This is a genomic window from Amycolatopsis sp. NPDC005232 (assembly GCF_040607795.1).
Lineage (GTDB): Bacteria > Actinomycetota > Actinomycetes > Mycobacteriales > Pseudonocardiaceae > Amycolatopsis.
Window position 1 is genome coordinate 179,742 of record NZ_JBEXHL010000016.1, and the last position, 12,508, is coordinate 192,249.

General features: G+C 71.1%; 14 protein-coding genes. 8 read left to right on the forward strand and 6 right to left on the reverse strand.

Annotated elements, in window-relative coordinates; genetic code table 11:
• Nucleotides 1-65: 65 nt before the first annotated feature.
• Genes ABZU76_RS29080 through ABZU76_RS29090 form a run of 3 tightly spaced genes read left to right on the forward strand, consistent with a single transcriptional unit; the run spans nucleotide 66 to nucleotide 1,404 of the window.
• On the forward strand, nucleotides 66-665 hold the full coding sequence (locus tag ABZU76_RS29080) for a hypothetical protein (protein WP_354875026.1): 600 nt from the start codon (nucleotides 66-68) through the stop codon (nucleotides 663-665).
• Nucleotides 662-1,030 carry an SgcJ/EcaC family oxidoreductase gene (locus ABZU76_RS29085; RefSeq protein WP_220244352.1) on the forward strand — a complete coding sequence of 123 codons (369 nt, stop codon included), beginning with the start codon at nucleotides 662-664 and terminating at the stop codon, nucleotides 1,028-1,030. The genes ABZU76_RS29080 and ABZU76_RS29085 overlap by 4 nt, the downstream gene beginning before the upstream one ends.
• A complete protein-coding gene (locus tag ABZU76_RS29090; RefSeq protein ID WP_354875029.1) occupies nucleotides 1,027-1,404 on the forward strand; it encodes a VOC family protein in 378 nt (125 codons plus the stop codon). Before ABZU76_RS29085 ends, ABZU76_RS29090 begins: the two co-directional genes overlap by 4 nt.
• Here the strand turns inward: ABZU76_RS29090 and ABZU76_RS29095 are convergent, their stop codons facing one another.
• The 3 genes from ABZU76_RS29095 to ABZU76_RS29105 all read right to left on the reverse strand — a co-directional run bounded on the left by ABZU76_RS29095 (nucleotide 1,405) and on the right by ABZU76_RS29105 (nucleotide 4,294).
• Entirely contained in the window at nucleotides 1,405-2,544 is a 1,140-nt protein-coding gene (locus ABZU76_RS29095; protein WP_354875031.1) for an adenosylhomocysteinase, read from the reverse strand.
• A gap of 147 nt (nucleotides 2,545-2,691) precedes the next feature.
• Nucleotides 2,692-3,426 (reverse strand): GNAT family N-acetyltransferase, encoded by a 735-nt coding sequence (locus ABZU76_RS29100; RefSeq protein WP_354875089.1) that lies wholly within the window; start codon nucleotides 3,424-3,426, stop codon nucleotides 2,692-2,694.
• Nucleotides 3,427-3,565: 139 nt separating this feature from the next.
• Complete coding sequence (locus ABZU76_RS29105) at nucleotides 3,566-4,294, reverse strand: DUF2786 domain-containing protein (protein WP_354875033.1); 729 nt, start codon at nucleotides 4,292-4,294, stop codon at nucleotides 3,566-3,568.
• A gap of 130 nt (nucleotides 4,295-4,424) precedes the next feature.
• Here ABZU76_RS29105 and ABZU76_RS29110 point away from each other — a divergent pair, with 130 nt between their 5' ends.
• A complete protein-coding gene (locus ABZU76_RS29110; protein WP_354875035.1) occupies nucleotides 4,425-5,870 on the forward strand; it encodes an NAD(P)/FAD-dependent oxidoreductase in 1,446 nt (481 codons plus the stop codon).
• 354 nt (nucleotides 5,871-6,224) lie between these two features.
• On the opposite strand, the gene ABZU76_RS29115 is transcribed toward ABZU76_RS29110, so the two are convergent.
• Nucleotides 6,225-6,794 (reverse strand): TetR/AcrR family transcriptional regulator, encoded by a 570-nt coding sequence (locus tag ABZU76_RS29115; protein WP_354875037.1) that lies wholly within the window; start codon nucleotides 6,792-6,794, stop codon nucleotides 6,225-6,227.
• On the reverse strand, nucleotides 6,791-7,576 hold the full coding sequence (locus tag ABZU76_RS29120) for an SGNH/GDSL hydrolase family protein (RefSeq protein WP_354875039.1): 786 nt from the start codon (nucleotides 7,574-7,576) through the stop codon (nucleotides 6,791-6,793). Before ABZU76_RS29120 ends, ABZU76_RS29115 begins: the two co-directional genes overlap by 4 nt.
• 150 nt (nucleotides 7,577-7,726) lie before the next feature.
• On the opposite strand from ABZU76_RS29120, the gene ABZU76_RS29125 reads away from it, so the two are divergent.
• Genes ABZU76_RS29125 through ABZU76_RS29135 form a run of 3 tightly spaced genes read left to right on the forward strand, consistent with a single transcriptional unit; the run spans nucleotide 7,727 to nucleotide 10,191 of the window.
• Nucleotides 7,727-8,053 carry a helix-turn-helix transcriptional regulator gene (locus ABZU76_RS29125; protein ID WP_354875041.1) on the forward strand — a complete coding sequence of 109 codons (327 nt, stop codon included), beginning with the start codon at nucleotides 7,727-7,729 and terminating at the stop codon, nucleotides 8,051-8,053.
• Between the two features lie 22 nt (nucleotides 8,054-8,075).
• Nucleotides 8,076-9,239 carry a hypothetical protein gene (locus tag ABZU76_RS29130; protein ID WP_354875043.1) on the forward strand — a complete coding sequence of 388 codons (1,164 nt, stop codon included), beginning with the start codon at nucleotides 8,076-8,078 and terminating at the stop codon, nucleotides 9,237-9,239.
• Nucleotides 9,240-9,282: 43 nt separating this feature from the next.
• Nucleotides 9,283-10,191, forward strand: coding sequence for an NAD(P)H-binding protein (locus ABZU76_RS29135; protein ID WP_354875045.1), 909 nt, complete (start codon nucleotides 9,283-9,285; stop codon nucleotides 10,189-10,191).
• Between the two features lie 174 nt (nucleotides 10,192-10,365).
• Here the strand turns inward: ABZU76_RS29135 and ABZU76_RS29140 are convergent, their stop codons facing one another.
• Complete coding sequence (locus ABZU76_RS29140) at nucleotides 10,366-11,511, reverse strand: hypothetical protein (protein WP_354875047.1); 1,146 nt, start codon at nucleotides 11,509-11,511, stop codon at nucleotides 10,366-10,368.
• Between the two features lie 271 nt (nucleotides 11,512-11,782).
• Here ABZU76_RS29140 and ABZU76_RS29145 point away from each other — a divergent pair, with 271 nt between their 5' ends.
• The gene (locus ABZU76_RS29145) at nucleotides 11,783-12,478 is read left to right on the forward strand and encodes an MOSC domain-containing protein (protein ID WP_354875049.1); all 696 of its coding nucleotides are present in this window, start codon (nucleotides 11,783-11,785) and stop codon (nucleotides 12,476-12,478) included.
• Nucleotides 12,479-12,508: the final 30 nt, after the last annotated feature.

Consider the following 12,508-nt stretch of genomic DNA (forward strand, 5'->3'; position numbering starts at 1 on the left):
TGCAATAGGGCCGATCCCGTGATGATCATGGCCACGCCGCATCGCGCCTGGTTACGGTGCCCGGCGTGACATCTTTGGTCCCCGTTCCGCTCATCGGGAAAACAACGCTTCCCGTGCTGTTCTCCGACGAAGTGCTGCAGCGGTTCCTCGACGCGGCAGCCATCGAATACGCGTTCATCACGCCCGAGGAACCGAGACCGTGTTTCGCTGTGCTGCTCGGCACCTTCGCCGAAGACGCGCTGATCGTCTCGGACCTCGCGTTCGGCCGCAACGCGCGGGTCACCGACCCGAGCGCGCGTGAAGAGTTCGCGACCACGATCGTGCCGAAATTCGGCTCTGCGTATGAGAATTCGGTGCGCGCGTGGTGGCTGGATCCCGCCGATCTGCTGCGCATCACCCGCGAGGCCGACGCGCGTGGTCTGGACGTGCTCGGGTCCGTCCACCTGCACCCGGACTGGCATCGCCTCGGGCCTGAATGCGAACGCGGCCGCCCGCTCAGCGAGCGCCCGACGCCGATGGACACGTACGTCTTCCGCAGCACGGGCTGGCCGCTCAACGTCGTGTGTTACCTCGAACGGCAGCACGGCGAGTTCTACTACTCGCTGGCCGCGTGGAACGGCGACTGCGAATCGCTCCCGCTGCGCGTGGGGATGGTGACGGCGTGAACGAGTCGATTCGCGCGCTCTGGCGCACCATGGCCGACGGCTGGGCCCGCGGCGACGCAACGCAGTTCGCTTCCGTCTTCGCGTCCGACGTCGACTTCGTCAACGTGCGCGGCGAAGCGCTCGTCGGTCGCGAAGCCGTGGAGACAGGCCACGCGCAGCTGTTCGCCACGGCGTACCGCGGCACCACGTTGTCCGCCGAGGTCACGTTGATCCGCCGGCTGTCGCCGGAGCTTTCGCTCGTGCACGCGACGTCTGAGATCGGGCCCGCCGGCGTGGTGACGCACGCGCAAGCCGTGGTCCGCCACGACGGCGAGCCGACGATCGCCGCCTTTCACAACATGATCCCGAAGGGACCCACCGCATGACCCGCCCTCGCCTGCGTCACCTCGCCTTCGTCGTGCAGGACGCGAAGCGCATGGCCGCGTTCTACTGCGAGCAGTTCGGCATGGAGCTGTTCCACACCGACCCCGACGGCAGCCACTTCGTGACCGACGGCTACCTCAACCTGGCGCTGATTCAGCAGCAGCTCGACGGCGACGTCGCCACCGGCTTCAACCACTTCGGTTTCCAGGTCCCGGAAATCCCGCCGATCGCGGAGAAGCTCGCCGAAGCGGGCGTGCCCCGACCGGTGCTGCGCGGCGGGGACCGCCCGTTCGCCGAGTACCGCGCGATCGATCCGGAAGGCAACTGGTTCGACCTGTCCGAGCACGGTTTCCTGCCGCCGGGCCTGGAGAAGTAGCTAGCGCAACGCGGCCACGAGGTCGGTCGCGATGCGATGCTCCACGTCCGCGGGCACGGGCTGCACCTCGTCGGCCAGCCCGCCCGCGGCGACGGCGGCGAGGCTGCGGGCCTGCAGCGTGAGGCCGAGGTCCATGGCCTGGATGGAGTTCCCGTTGGCGGCCGTGAGGTTGAGCATCCGGCCCTGGTCGAGCAGCACGATCTCGCGGCCGTCGTCGAGGACGTGGCCCGTGCGTCGCGAAGGCGCGCCGTACTCGACGGTGTGGACGGTCCGCGCGTCGAGCTCCGCCCGGTCGATCTCCCACGCGAAGTGCCCGACGCCGGCGAGCACCGCGCCGTCGCGCAACGCCGCGAGCTCGGCCGCGCCCAGCACACCGGGGTGGCCGGTGGCGGTGAACACCAGCTGCGCGTCGGCCACGACCTCGCTGGCCGTGCCGACGCTGTGGCCGTTGAGGATCGCCTCCAGTGCCCGCATCGGGTCGGTGTCGCAGACCGAAACGCGCGCGCCGAGCCGGCTCAACGTGTCGGCGACGCCCTTGCCGCACGGGCCGTAGCCGAGCACCGCGGCCCGCGTCCCCGGCACCATGAGGTTGGTGGCGTTGAGGAAGCCCTGCACCACGCTCTGCCCGACGCCGAACTCGTTCTCCACCAGGAGCTTCAGCCGCGAGTCGTTGATCACGACCACGGGTTTGCCGAGCCGTGCTTTTGTTTCGCGCAGCCGGATTCCGCCGGTCGTGGTCTCCTCGGTGCCGCCGAGGTAACCCGCCGGCGTGCCGGAGCCGAGAAGCGAAACGGTGAGGTCACCGCCGTTGTCCAGTGTGAGGTCGGGCTCGACCTCGAGCACGCGCTCGATGTTGCGGACGTGCTCGGCCTCGCCGTCGCCGCGGCGGGTGAACACGGCGACACCCAGCTCGCCGAGCGCGTCGGCGACGTCGTCGTGGGTGGTGCCGGGCGAGCCGGTGAGCCGCACGTCGACGCCGGCGCGCACGAGCAGCGTGACGAGTGCGGCGGTCTTCGGCTCGACGTGCAGGCACATCGCCAGCCGCTTCCCGGCGAGCACCGGGGTCAGTTCGGCGACCGCCTGCGCGGTGAGGGGCATGTGCTTGAGAGCCCAGGCCGTGGCGGGATGGGTTTCGGGCATGACTGTGTTCCTCTTCGGTTGTGGTGACGTTCGAACGGGGACGGAAGACGTTGTCAGCCGTAGAAGTCACACCGGTAGGAGTGGTCGCCGTAGATCGGCGTCACGAGCTCCTGCCGACGAGTGCACACGCCACCACGGTAACCCAGGTCAGAGCGGGTGCTCCAGCCACACGTTCGGCTCCACGTACACACCGAGGTCTTGCGCCACCGACCCCAGCACGGGCGTGATCCCGCCGGGCACGGTCGTGAGGCCGTCGCCGGGCCGCACGCCGGTCCACTCCTCCCACTGGTCCAGCGTGCCGATCACGGTCATCGCGAACGGCGCGATCTTCACCAGCCGCGCGCCCAGCCGTTGGTGGTTGCGCAGCCACGGGTCCGCCGGGCGGCCCTGCTCGTCTCGCCGGGCGACGTAGTCCACAATGGACTCAACGGCGTGCTCCGCCTTACCCGTCGGGCGCACTGGCACCACGAGCCGCGACAGCCCCGCGCGCCGGGCCCGGTTCTTCAGCTCCGTGAGCGCCAGTGCCGCCACGCCCTGGCCCCGCGCGCGCTCGGCGACGTTGACCTCCAGCGCCACCAGCGTGGTCGGCTCGCGGTCGTCCATCACGTCCTGCGCGGCCCACAACAGTGCGCCGTCCCAGCCGTGGTCGGGCAGCTCGGTGCGCTCGTGCGTCGGATACGCCACGGGGATCGCCGCCGCGCGGGCCACCGGCACGTCGTCTTCCAGCAGTACCAAGAAGAACTCCGGCCAGCGCGCCGCCAACCTTGCGGACGCAGCGAGGTCGCCGATCACGTCGTGCGCCAGGAACTCCCCGCCAACCACCCCCAGCTCCAGCGCGGGACGGCGCAGATCCGGACGCATCGCGAGGTCCTCGACGCGCACGGCCGGCTCGCCGCTCACGACCGGGCACCGCTTCTCCCGCCGGAAGCCGAGGGCGGCTCCGGACGAGGGACGAGGTGACCGGCAACGTTCATGGCTCGCAGGGTAAACCGCGAATCCTCGGGACAGCCCCAGAATTTGATCAGCGCACCGGCAGAGCCTGCCTGCGCCGGGCCAGCGCGGCCGGATCGAGCGTCGCGCGCGTGCCGGCCTGATGGCCTTCGCGGTACCCCGAACCCGAGAGCCGGCGCGGCGCGGCCGCGCGCAAGTCGCCGTACTCGCGGTCGAACGCACTTTGCACGAGCGTGTTCCGGTCGCGCACCACCAGCTCGGCCGACTGCCCGCCCGAACCCGGGTGCTCGCGCGCCGCCGTGTCCTCCGCCCGCACCAGCCGATCGTGGACGGCGCGCGCGAAGCCGTGCAGCCAGGTGCGGCGGTACGCGGCGAGCGATTCGCGGAACACCCGGTCGTCGGGCCGCACGCGCGTGAGCTGGGTGCTCGCCTGCAGCAACAGGCTCGTGAACAGCAGCTCCACGCGCCCGAGGTCGGACTTGAAGCCGAACACCGTGACCGCGTCCACGCCCTGGCCCACGCGGTGCAGCAACGTGCGGCAGCGCATCGGGTACGCGATGTTCGTGAGCAGGCTCGCCTTGTCACGGCTGTACGGGTTTTCGATGGGGATCTTCAGCACGGCGATGTCGTCCGAGCCCTGCCCGGCGGCGGCGAGCATCGCGTTGTCGATGCCGTACCGGGCGATCAGCTCGGCCGCCTTCGTGTTGTACAGCTCGGCTTCTTCCGCGGTCACCGCCGGGTCTTCGGCCTTGGCGAGCAGCTTGCGGATGCGCTCCAGCTGCGTGTCGTGGGCGGGCATGATCCCCCTCTCCTGCTGGGCCGGGCCCGGGCGGGCCGGCGTGGGGTCCAAGGTAGGCGCGGGGTACGACAATATTCGATCAGGTGTTCGGATACGTGGCAGGGTGCCCGCGTGTCGATACGATCAGTGAGTGGATTCGCCCGCTGACGCCGTGGTCGTCGGCTCCGGCCCCAACGGCCTGGCCGCCGCCGTGCTGCTGGCCCGCGCCGGTCTCGCGGTCGACCTGCACGAAACCGCGCCGGAGCTCGGCGGGGGCGCGCGGTCGGCGCGGCTGTTCGACGCCGACGTGGTCCACGACGTCTGCTCGGCCGTGCACCCGATGGCCGTCGCGTCGCCGTTCTTCCACGGCTTCGACCTCGCTGCGCACGGCGTCGAGCTGTGCCGGCCTGAAGTCGCGTACGGACATCCCGTCGACGAGCGCCGCACCGGCCTCGCCTACGCGGACCTCGACCGCACCTGCGCACGCCTCGGCGCCGACAGCGAGCGCTGGCGCCGCCTGATGGGACCGCTCGTCGAGCACACCGCCGAGATCACCGACCTGCTGCTCGGCGACCTGAGACGGCCGCCGCGGCCTTCCGTCGCCGCCCTGCTCGCGCCGCGGATCCTCGCGCTCGGCACCGGCATCGACGAGGTCCTGTTCCGCGGTCCCGAAGCCCCCGCGCTGCTCGCCGGCGTCGCCGCGCACCCGATGGGTCGGCTGCCGTCGTTGGCCGGCGGGGGCACCGCCGTGCTGCTCGGGCACCTCGCGCACGCGGGCGGCTGGCCGGTTCCGCGCGGGGGGACGCAGGTGCTCACCGACGTGCTCGCCGCCGATTTCGTCGCGCACGGCGGCCGCGTCCACACCTCCAGCCGCGCCACGGACCTGCGGGAGTTCGCGAAAACCCGCGCGGTGCTGCTCGACGTCAGCCCGCGTGGCCTGCTCGAACTCGCGGGTCCCTTCGCGCCACCCGGCTATCGTCGCGCGCTCGAGAACGTGCGCTACGGACCAGGCGCGGCGAAGGTCGACTTCCTCGTGTCGGAGCCGATCCCGTGGCGCGAGCCAGAGCTGGCCAGGGCCGCGACCGTCCACATCGGAGGGACGGCCGCGCAGGTCCGCGCCGGCGAGAACACCGTGGCCGGCGGGCAGCGCGCCGAGGAGCCGTACGTGCTGCTCGCCCAGCCGATGGCCGCCGATCCCTCGCGCGGACTTCCGCACAAACAGCCGATCTGGGCCTACGCGCACGTGCCCAACGGCGATCCGCTCGACGCCACCGACTTCGTCCGCCGCCGCATCGAACGCTTCGCCCCGGGGTTCGGCGACACGATCCTGGCCTCACGCGGGGTTCCCGCGGTCGAGTTGGAGAACTACAACGCGAACTACGTCGGCGGCGACATCTCCGGCGCCGCGGTGACGCTGCGGCAGCTGCTCGCCCGCCCGGTCATCCGCTGGAACCCCCACACAACCCCGTTGAGCGGTGTCTACCTCTGCTCCAGCGCGACCCCGCCGGGCCCCGGTGTGCACGGCATGGCCGGCCTGCACGCCGCGAAAACCGCGCTGCGCAAGGAGTTCGGCCTCGCGCTGCCCGCCGGCTGGTGATCAGCCGCGCGGGCGCGATGCCCGCGTTGGTTGCGCCGGTGCGGACGCGCACGGCCGTGCCCGTCAGCAGGAATGCGGCGACAGTCGCCGCGAGCAGGCTGTCCGCCAGCACCGGGTGCACGCGAAGCCCGCGCACCACCCTCCACCCCGTACATCGGCACGAAGGCGAAGCGACCGGCCTGACCGGCGGAAACCCAGCCGGTTACCACCGGCCCGGCGCGTACCGCCAAGGTTTACCGGCGGCTGCGGCCGAAGGAGGATTCGGGCGGGCGGTTCGTCCGGATGGCTTCTGGCGCAGATGGTCACGGGAGCGCCCGGGGTCGGGGAGACCACGGAGCTGCTCCCCGCCGAGCGTCAGCCCAGGTACGCGTCGAGCGTCACCGCGAGGGCCGATTCCGGCGACGGCGCGAAGCTGGCGCCGGCCAGGCCGCCCCACAGCCAGAGCTGCGCGAGCCCGTGCAGGGCTGCCCACAGCGAAGCCGCGACGAGCCGCGGGTCGGTGCCGGGCTTGAGCCGGTCGTCGTGCGCGGCTTCGCGGTCGAGGCGCACGAGGTCGGCGAAGTAGTCGAAGACGGCGCTGCTCGCGGCCACGAGCCCGGGTTCGGCCGGGTCGATGAGATCGCGGCGGAACATCAGCTCGAACATCGCGGGGTTGGCCAGGGCGAAGGCCACGTACGCGTGGCAGGCGGCTGTCACCCGCTCACGCGGGTTGCCTTCGGGCAGCTTCGCGCCGCGTTCGAGCAGCTCCACGAAGCCGAGCGTCGCGACGGCCGACAGCAGTTCGGCGCGGCCGGAGAAGTGCCGCAGGGGCGCGCCGTGGGAGACGCCGGCGGCCTTCGCGATGCCCCGCAATGTCACGGCGTCCACGCCTTCGTCGGCGAGCAGGGTCTCCGCGGTGGTGATCAGCCGCTGGCGGGCGCTCACAGCTGCGCTTCGGAGAACGCGACGGGCAGCAGGTCGGGGCGCTTGGGAAAAAAGCCGTCGCCGGGCGAGCGGCCGATCAGACGGTTGTGCAGGCGGGTGATGGCGACCGGCATGACTTCCTGCCAGAACCACTGCAGGTCCGCGCGCAGGCTCGGGCGCGCGGGGAAGCCGGGGAGCGGCTGGAGCCAGCCGTGGTCGTGGCCGATGTGGAGGCGGTTCAGGACGTGGCCGGCTACCCGCAGGTGTCCCGCCTCGGACAGGTGCAGGCGGTCGGGGCCGAAGTAGCGCGAGTCGTGGGCGGCGTGATCGGGCCACAGGTCCACGAGCTTGGCGCCGTAGCTCACGGACGCTTCGCGGATGGCGTCGTTGAGGGCGGTCACGCGCGGGTGCATACGGGCACCGAAGGGCATGCGGTGGGCGATGTCGCTCAAGGTGAAGGTGACCACCGTGGGCGCGATGTGCGTGCACCGGCGGATCGCGGCGTCGACGCGCCGCGCGACGGTGCGGGCGCTCCAGCCGCCGCTCATCACGTCGTTGCCGCCGCCGAACAGGGCGATCAAGTCGGGCTCGTGGCGCTCGGCGGCCGGCAACTGCTCGACGATGATCTGGTCGAGACGCCGGCCTCGCACCGCGAGGTTGGCGTAGCGGAAATCGGGCTCATCCTGCGCGAGGCGGCCCGCGACGAAGTCCGCCCAGCCGCGGTACTGGCTGTGGTCCGGGTACGGATCGTCGAGCCCCTCGGCGCAGCTGTCGCCGACGGCGACGAATTTCTGAAAGCCCATGTCGATCTCCGTAACCCGTGGTTCACCTTGTAGACACTGTCTATCAAACTCTAGTAGACGGTGTCTACGTGAGGTTCACTTCCTCGGGGTTCCGGAGTTTCACCCGGACGGGTTTTGCCGAAATATATCGCTCGGCGATACATTGGGTTCATGGCGATGTCCGAGCAGGTCTTCTTCATCCTCACCGCGCTGGTCGGCGAGCCGCGGCACGGCTACGGCATCGTCGGCGAAGTCGCGGAACTGTCGGAGGGGCGTGTGAAGCTCAAGGTCGGCACGCTCTACGGCGCCCTCGACCGCCTCACCGCGGAGGGCCTCGTGGAGCACGACCGCGAAGAGGTCCTGCAGGGCAGGCTGCGCCGCTACTACCGCCTGACCCGCTCAGGCGCCGACGCGGTCGCGACCGAGGCGGCCCGCCAACACGCCAACGCCGAGGCGGCAACGGCCCGCCTGCGCGGCTGGCAGGCAAGACACGCATGAACTTCGTAGCTGGGGAGGGAAAGTGACGGAACTGGAGAGACGGTACCGAGCCGTCCTGCGGCTGTTGCCGCGGTGGTACCGGGAGTGCTGGGAGGAGGACATGGTCGCGACCTTCCTGGCGGGTGAGCTGGGGCGGGTCGAGGTTGGAAACCCTTTTGTGACAGGAGAAATCGTCAACGACGGCGTTGTCGATTTCGATCAGGCTGGGCTGGGCAGCGCGCTGGACGATCTTGCTGAGGCACGAGAGACAGCCGGTGGAGACGTGACGCTGGTGGGCGCCACAGGGCCGACGTCGGGTACCGGAGATGTCGGGACTTCTGCTGGGTTCGAGAGCGGAAACCCGGTCGCGGCAACCGAAGTAGGCCATCCCGACACCCTCGACCAAGCCGAGTACGCCGCCGAGTTCGGGCGGCCCGCGCTGGCCGAGGTGGCGAGCGTCGCGGCTCTCGCGTTGCGCCTCAGGCTCGGGGGCGGCGGTGCGCCCGAGCGGTCGCTGGCCGTCGGGGCCGGGGTGCGGGTGGCGGTGCTGGGTGGGCTGCTCGTGCTGGCCGCGCCGTCGGCGTTCGATTTCTTCGCGGGGCCGTGGCTGGTCGCGTTCTTGTTCGTCCTCTTCGGACGGTTCCAGGCCGGGCGGGCGGCGGCGCTCGTCGGGGTCGCGAGCGCGGCTGTCTCGGCGGTGCGGACGACGGTCGAGGCGGTTGGTGGGGCATCGTCGTTCGTAGTGAGCCAGTGGGTGGCCGTGTTGCTCGGGGTCGGGCTGGTGCTGGGGATCTCGGCGTTCCACGAGGACGCGCCGGCGCGGGACACGCGGCCGTGGCTGGTGGTGTTGGCCGTCGCGTTCGGGGCGGCGGTGCTGGTGATGCTGGTGGGTGCCACGCGGCCGGACCAAGCCTCGGTGCTCGATTGGCCCGCGGTGTGCTGCGTGGCTTGGTACGGGCTCGCGCTGGTGCCGCTGTTCTGGCCGCCGGCGCACGGCAGGCCGGTGACGTTGGCGCTGGCGTTGCTGGGGGCGGCGGTCTCGGTGGTGCGGCTCGCGACGGCGCTGGACCTCGCGTCGTTCCCCGGCTCCGGTGAAGTGGCGGCCGCGGCGTTGATCGAGGGCGTGGTGGTGCTCGTCGTGGCGGTGCTGGTGTCCGTGTGGGCGCTGCGGGCCTTGCCGCCGCGGCCCGGCGTGAGGGTGGGGTGAAGGCCGCTGGACCATGCCGGGCCAGTCCGCGATGATCTTCGCCATGAAAATCATGGTGGTGGGTGGAAGCGGATTGCTGGGACACCATGTGCTGGAGCGTTTGAGGCTGCGCGGGCACGAGGCGACCACGGTGGCCCGCACGCCCCGCGAAGGCGTCGACCGAGTCCTCGACGTCACGACGGCTTCGGAAGACGACCTGCGTGAGCTCCTCGCCGGCCACGACGGCGTGGTGTTCGCCGGCGGCAGCGACGACCGGACGGTCGACAAAGGACCGGTCGCGCCGCGGCTGCACGCGGGCAACGTCGCGCCGGTGGTCGCGCTGCTGAAGGCGGCGCGCGCGGTCGGGTGCACGAGGGCAGCGGTGCTCGCGTCGTACTACACGTATTTCGACCGCGTGCACCCCGAGTGGGGCCTGGCGGCGAAGCACCCGTACGTGCGCAGCCGGATCGAGCAGGCGAAGCTCGCCCGCGAGACGGCCGGGCCGGACCTGCCGGTGGCGATCATCGAGGTGCCGTATGTGTTCGGCGTCGCGCCCGGGCGGGTGCCGGAGTGGTCGGTGCCGGTGGTGAAGTGGGTGCGGTCGTCGGCGCCGCTGTTCGCGCCCCGGGGCGGCAGCGCGGCGACGAGTGCGCGGGGCGTCGGCATCGTGACCGTCGACGCTCTCGAGGACAGCTCGGGCGCGGACCTCCCCGTGGTCGAGGAAAACCTGCGCTGGACGGACATGCTCACCCGCATGGCCGGCGCCGCAGGAAAGCCTCGCTCGGTCCGCACGTTGCCCGCCGGCGTCGTCCGGGCGATGTTCCGCCTCGGCGGTCGCGTGAACGGCCTCACCGGAAAGCAGCCCGGTCTCACCATCGAGCACCTCGACGGGCTGTTCCTGCGCGAGCTGTTCGTCGACCCGCCCATCCACCGCTCCGTCGACGAAGCCATCCGGGAGACGGCGAAAGCCTGACGCAACGCCGGAACAAGGCCGAGGCTCAACTCAGCCGCGAACGGTGCGTCCGCGCCACCGCCAGCCGCGGACCGGTGTCCTTTCCCATGGGAGGAAGCGGATTCGGTGAGACGGCCACCGCCGATCCCCTGAATCCACCGGTTCAGACCGGTGCCGCCGCGGATGCCGCTGTGCTCACGCCGTCAGGCGACCCGCGACGTCGGCGATCAGGGCGAGCCGGTCGCGCTGGGGCTGGATGAGGTTTTCGAGTTGCACGCTCGCCCCGTCCCGGATATCGGCGTTGAGCGGATCAGCGGTGTCGTCCTCGACGCGGCCGATGTGCCACTCCTCGATGTTGTCGATACCCAGCTCGACGCTCAGCTGTTTGCGAAGCTCGGTCAGCTCACCGCTGCTGTACGTCAGCTCGGCGCCGACGGTGACCAGTTTGCGGGCGTGGAGGTGCTCCCAGTTCTCCACGATGGGCCTCGCGTGGTCATGGGCGTCGAGCAGGCGCTTGACCGCGACTTCCCAGCCGTGCGGCGGGTCGTCGAGGTCCGACCAGGCCTGGCCGATCCGGGCGAAGGACTCGGCGACCTCGGGCCAGGCGGACGCGGCGGCGCGCAGCACCGGCGTGGCCTCACGCCGGTAGACCGCCTTCGCCCACAGCGCGCGAGCCACGTCGAACTCGTCGCAGACCAGGCGCCGCCGATCGTCATCGGTGTCGCCGCGCTCGGGCATGGCCGGTTCCGGCTCGTCGCCAGTGAACTCGGCGAAGTGGAACTTCACCCGATCGACGGGCTGCCCGCCGGCCGTCATCCGGGTGGCCTTGATGAACTTGTCGTGGTGCGCGATCGGGGAGTCGTCGCCCGCTTCGGCCAGCACGACCTCCTTCGGCTGGCGCGCTTCCCACGCGGCTTTCTCCGCCCGCACCGCTTCGAGGACCTGCTCGGCCTCAAGGGCGTGGCGGTCAGCCAGATCCTTGGCGCTCGGCGGGGCCAGCTCGGTCATCAGCGCGGTGATCTCGGGCGGCAGCCCGACGTGCCGTGTTCCGTCCGCGTGGAGGTAAGAGCCCTCGACATCCGGCTCGAAAGCGCTGCGGCGGTCGTGGAGGAGCATGCTCGTCAGAGCGGGAGCGTGCTGCTGCCACGCGGCGTGGCACCGCGTTGCCTCGTCGGGGTCGGTGAAACAGCAATACGCGACGTTCCGCCCTTCGGCACCAGGCTCGAGGGCGTCGTCGCGGACGCGCACGGAGGAATACGGGCCGTAGGGCATCAGCGCTGCGATGTCGTCGCGGGCGCGCCGCGAAGCTCGGGAGGCGCGGCGCCGGGGCCACAGTCTCATCGTCGGAACCCTCCTGCCGGCGTGCAGTAGTGCTCCAGACCACACCGCAGAACTCCCTGAATCAAGATCAATCGGCTCGTGTCGTCACCAAAACGACCGAATTCTGCCGATCGCACCAGTCGGGCCAGGTCGTGTGCCGACCGTGCCGGGTAGGTTCTGCGACGCTCGGCGCAAGCGTTTGCGACCACTGCCTCGGTACGCCGCGCGGGCCGGCTTCAGTGGCGGCCAAAAGCACCTGACCTGCAGCGGGCCGCGTGCTAGCTTCGCGAACGTGACCACACTCGAACTCGCCGGTGTTTTCGTCGGACGGCCTGCCGTGCTCGGGCAGCGACGGGATCGCCCGGTGCTCAGCGCGATCGTCAAGGACCGCGTGGCCGCGCCCGAGCTGGAGCTCACGCGGCTGAACCTCGACGGCGACGAGCAGGCCGACCTGAGGGTGCACGGCGGGGTCGACAAAGCCGTCTACGTCTACCCCGCGCAGCACTACGCGGCGTGGGCGGCTGACGGGTTCGACGTCGAGCTCGGGGCGTTCGGGGAGAACCTCGCGGTGAGCGGCGCGGACGAGACGCGCGTGCGGATCGGCGACGTCTGGGAGTGGGGCGCCGCGCGGCTGCAGGTGTCGCAGCCGCGGCAGCCGTGTTTCAAGCTGGCCATGCGGACGAGACGCAAGGACGTCGTGCCGGCAATGATCGACTCCGGACGGTGCGGCTGGTACCTGCGCGTGCTGCGGCCAGGCCGCGTGCCGACGTCCGGGGCCGTCCGCGTGGTCGAGTCCGACGCCCAAGCGCCGACCGTGGCCGAGGTGCACCTGATCGCGTTCGCCAATTTCGCGCAGCTCGAGCCGCGCATCGCGGAAGTGGGAGTCCAGCGCGCGGAGAAGATCCTGGCGACGCCTGCGCTTTCGGCGTCGTACTCCGGCGGCATCCGCTCGTCGGTGGAGCGCTGGCGGATGCGCAACGCGGGCTGAAAGGAGGGCCCTTTCCCTGAGAAACCCAGG

Excerpts from the sequence above, each read along its gene's own strand:
- ABZU76_RS29090 (WP_354875029.1), top strand. The coding sequence starts at position 1,027 with ATGACCCGCCCTCGCCTGCGTCACCTCGCCTTCGTCGTGCAGGACGCG.
- ABZU76_RS29095 (WP_354875031.1), bottom strand. The coding sequence starts at position 2,544 with ATGCCCGAAACCCATCCCGCCACGGCCTGGGCTCTCAAGCACATGCCC.
- ABZU76_RS29105 (WP_354875033.1), bottom strand. The coding sequence starts at position 4,294 with ATGCCCGCCCACGACACGCAGCTGGAGCGCATCCGCAAGCTGCTCGCC.
- ABZU76_RS29120 (WP_354875039.1), bottom strand. The coding sequence starts at position 7,576 with ATGGGCTTTCAGAAATTCGTCGCCGTCGGCGACAGCTGCGCCGAGGGG.
- ABZU76_RS29125 (WP_354875041.1), top strand. The coding sequence starts at position 7,727 with ATGGCGATGTCCGAGCAGGTCTTCTTCATCCTCACCGCGCTGGTCGGC.
- ABZU76_RS29135 (WP_354875045.1), top strand. The coding sequence starts at position 9,283 with ATGAAAATCATGGTGGTGGGTGGAAGCGGATTGCTGGGACACCATGTG.
- ABZU76_RS29140 (WP_354875047.1), bottom strand. The coding sequence starts at position 11,511 with ATGAGACTGTGGCCCCGGCGCCGCGCCTCCCGAGCTTCGCGGCGCGCC.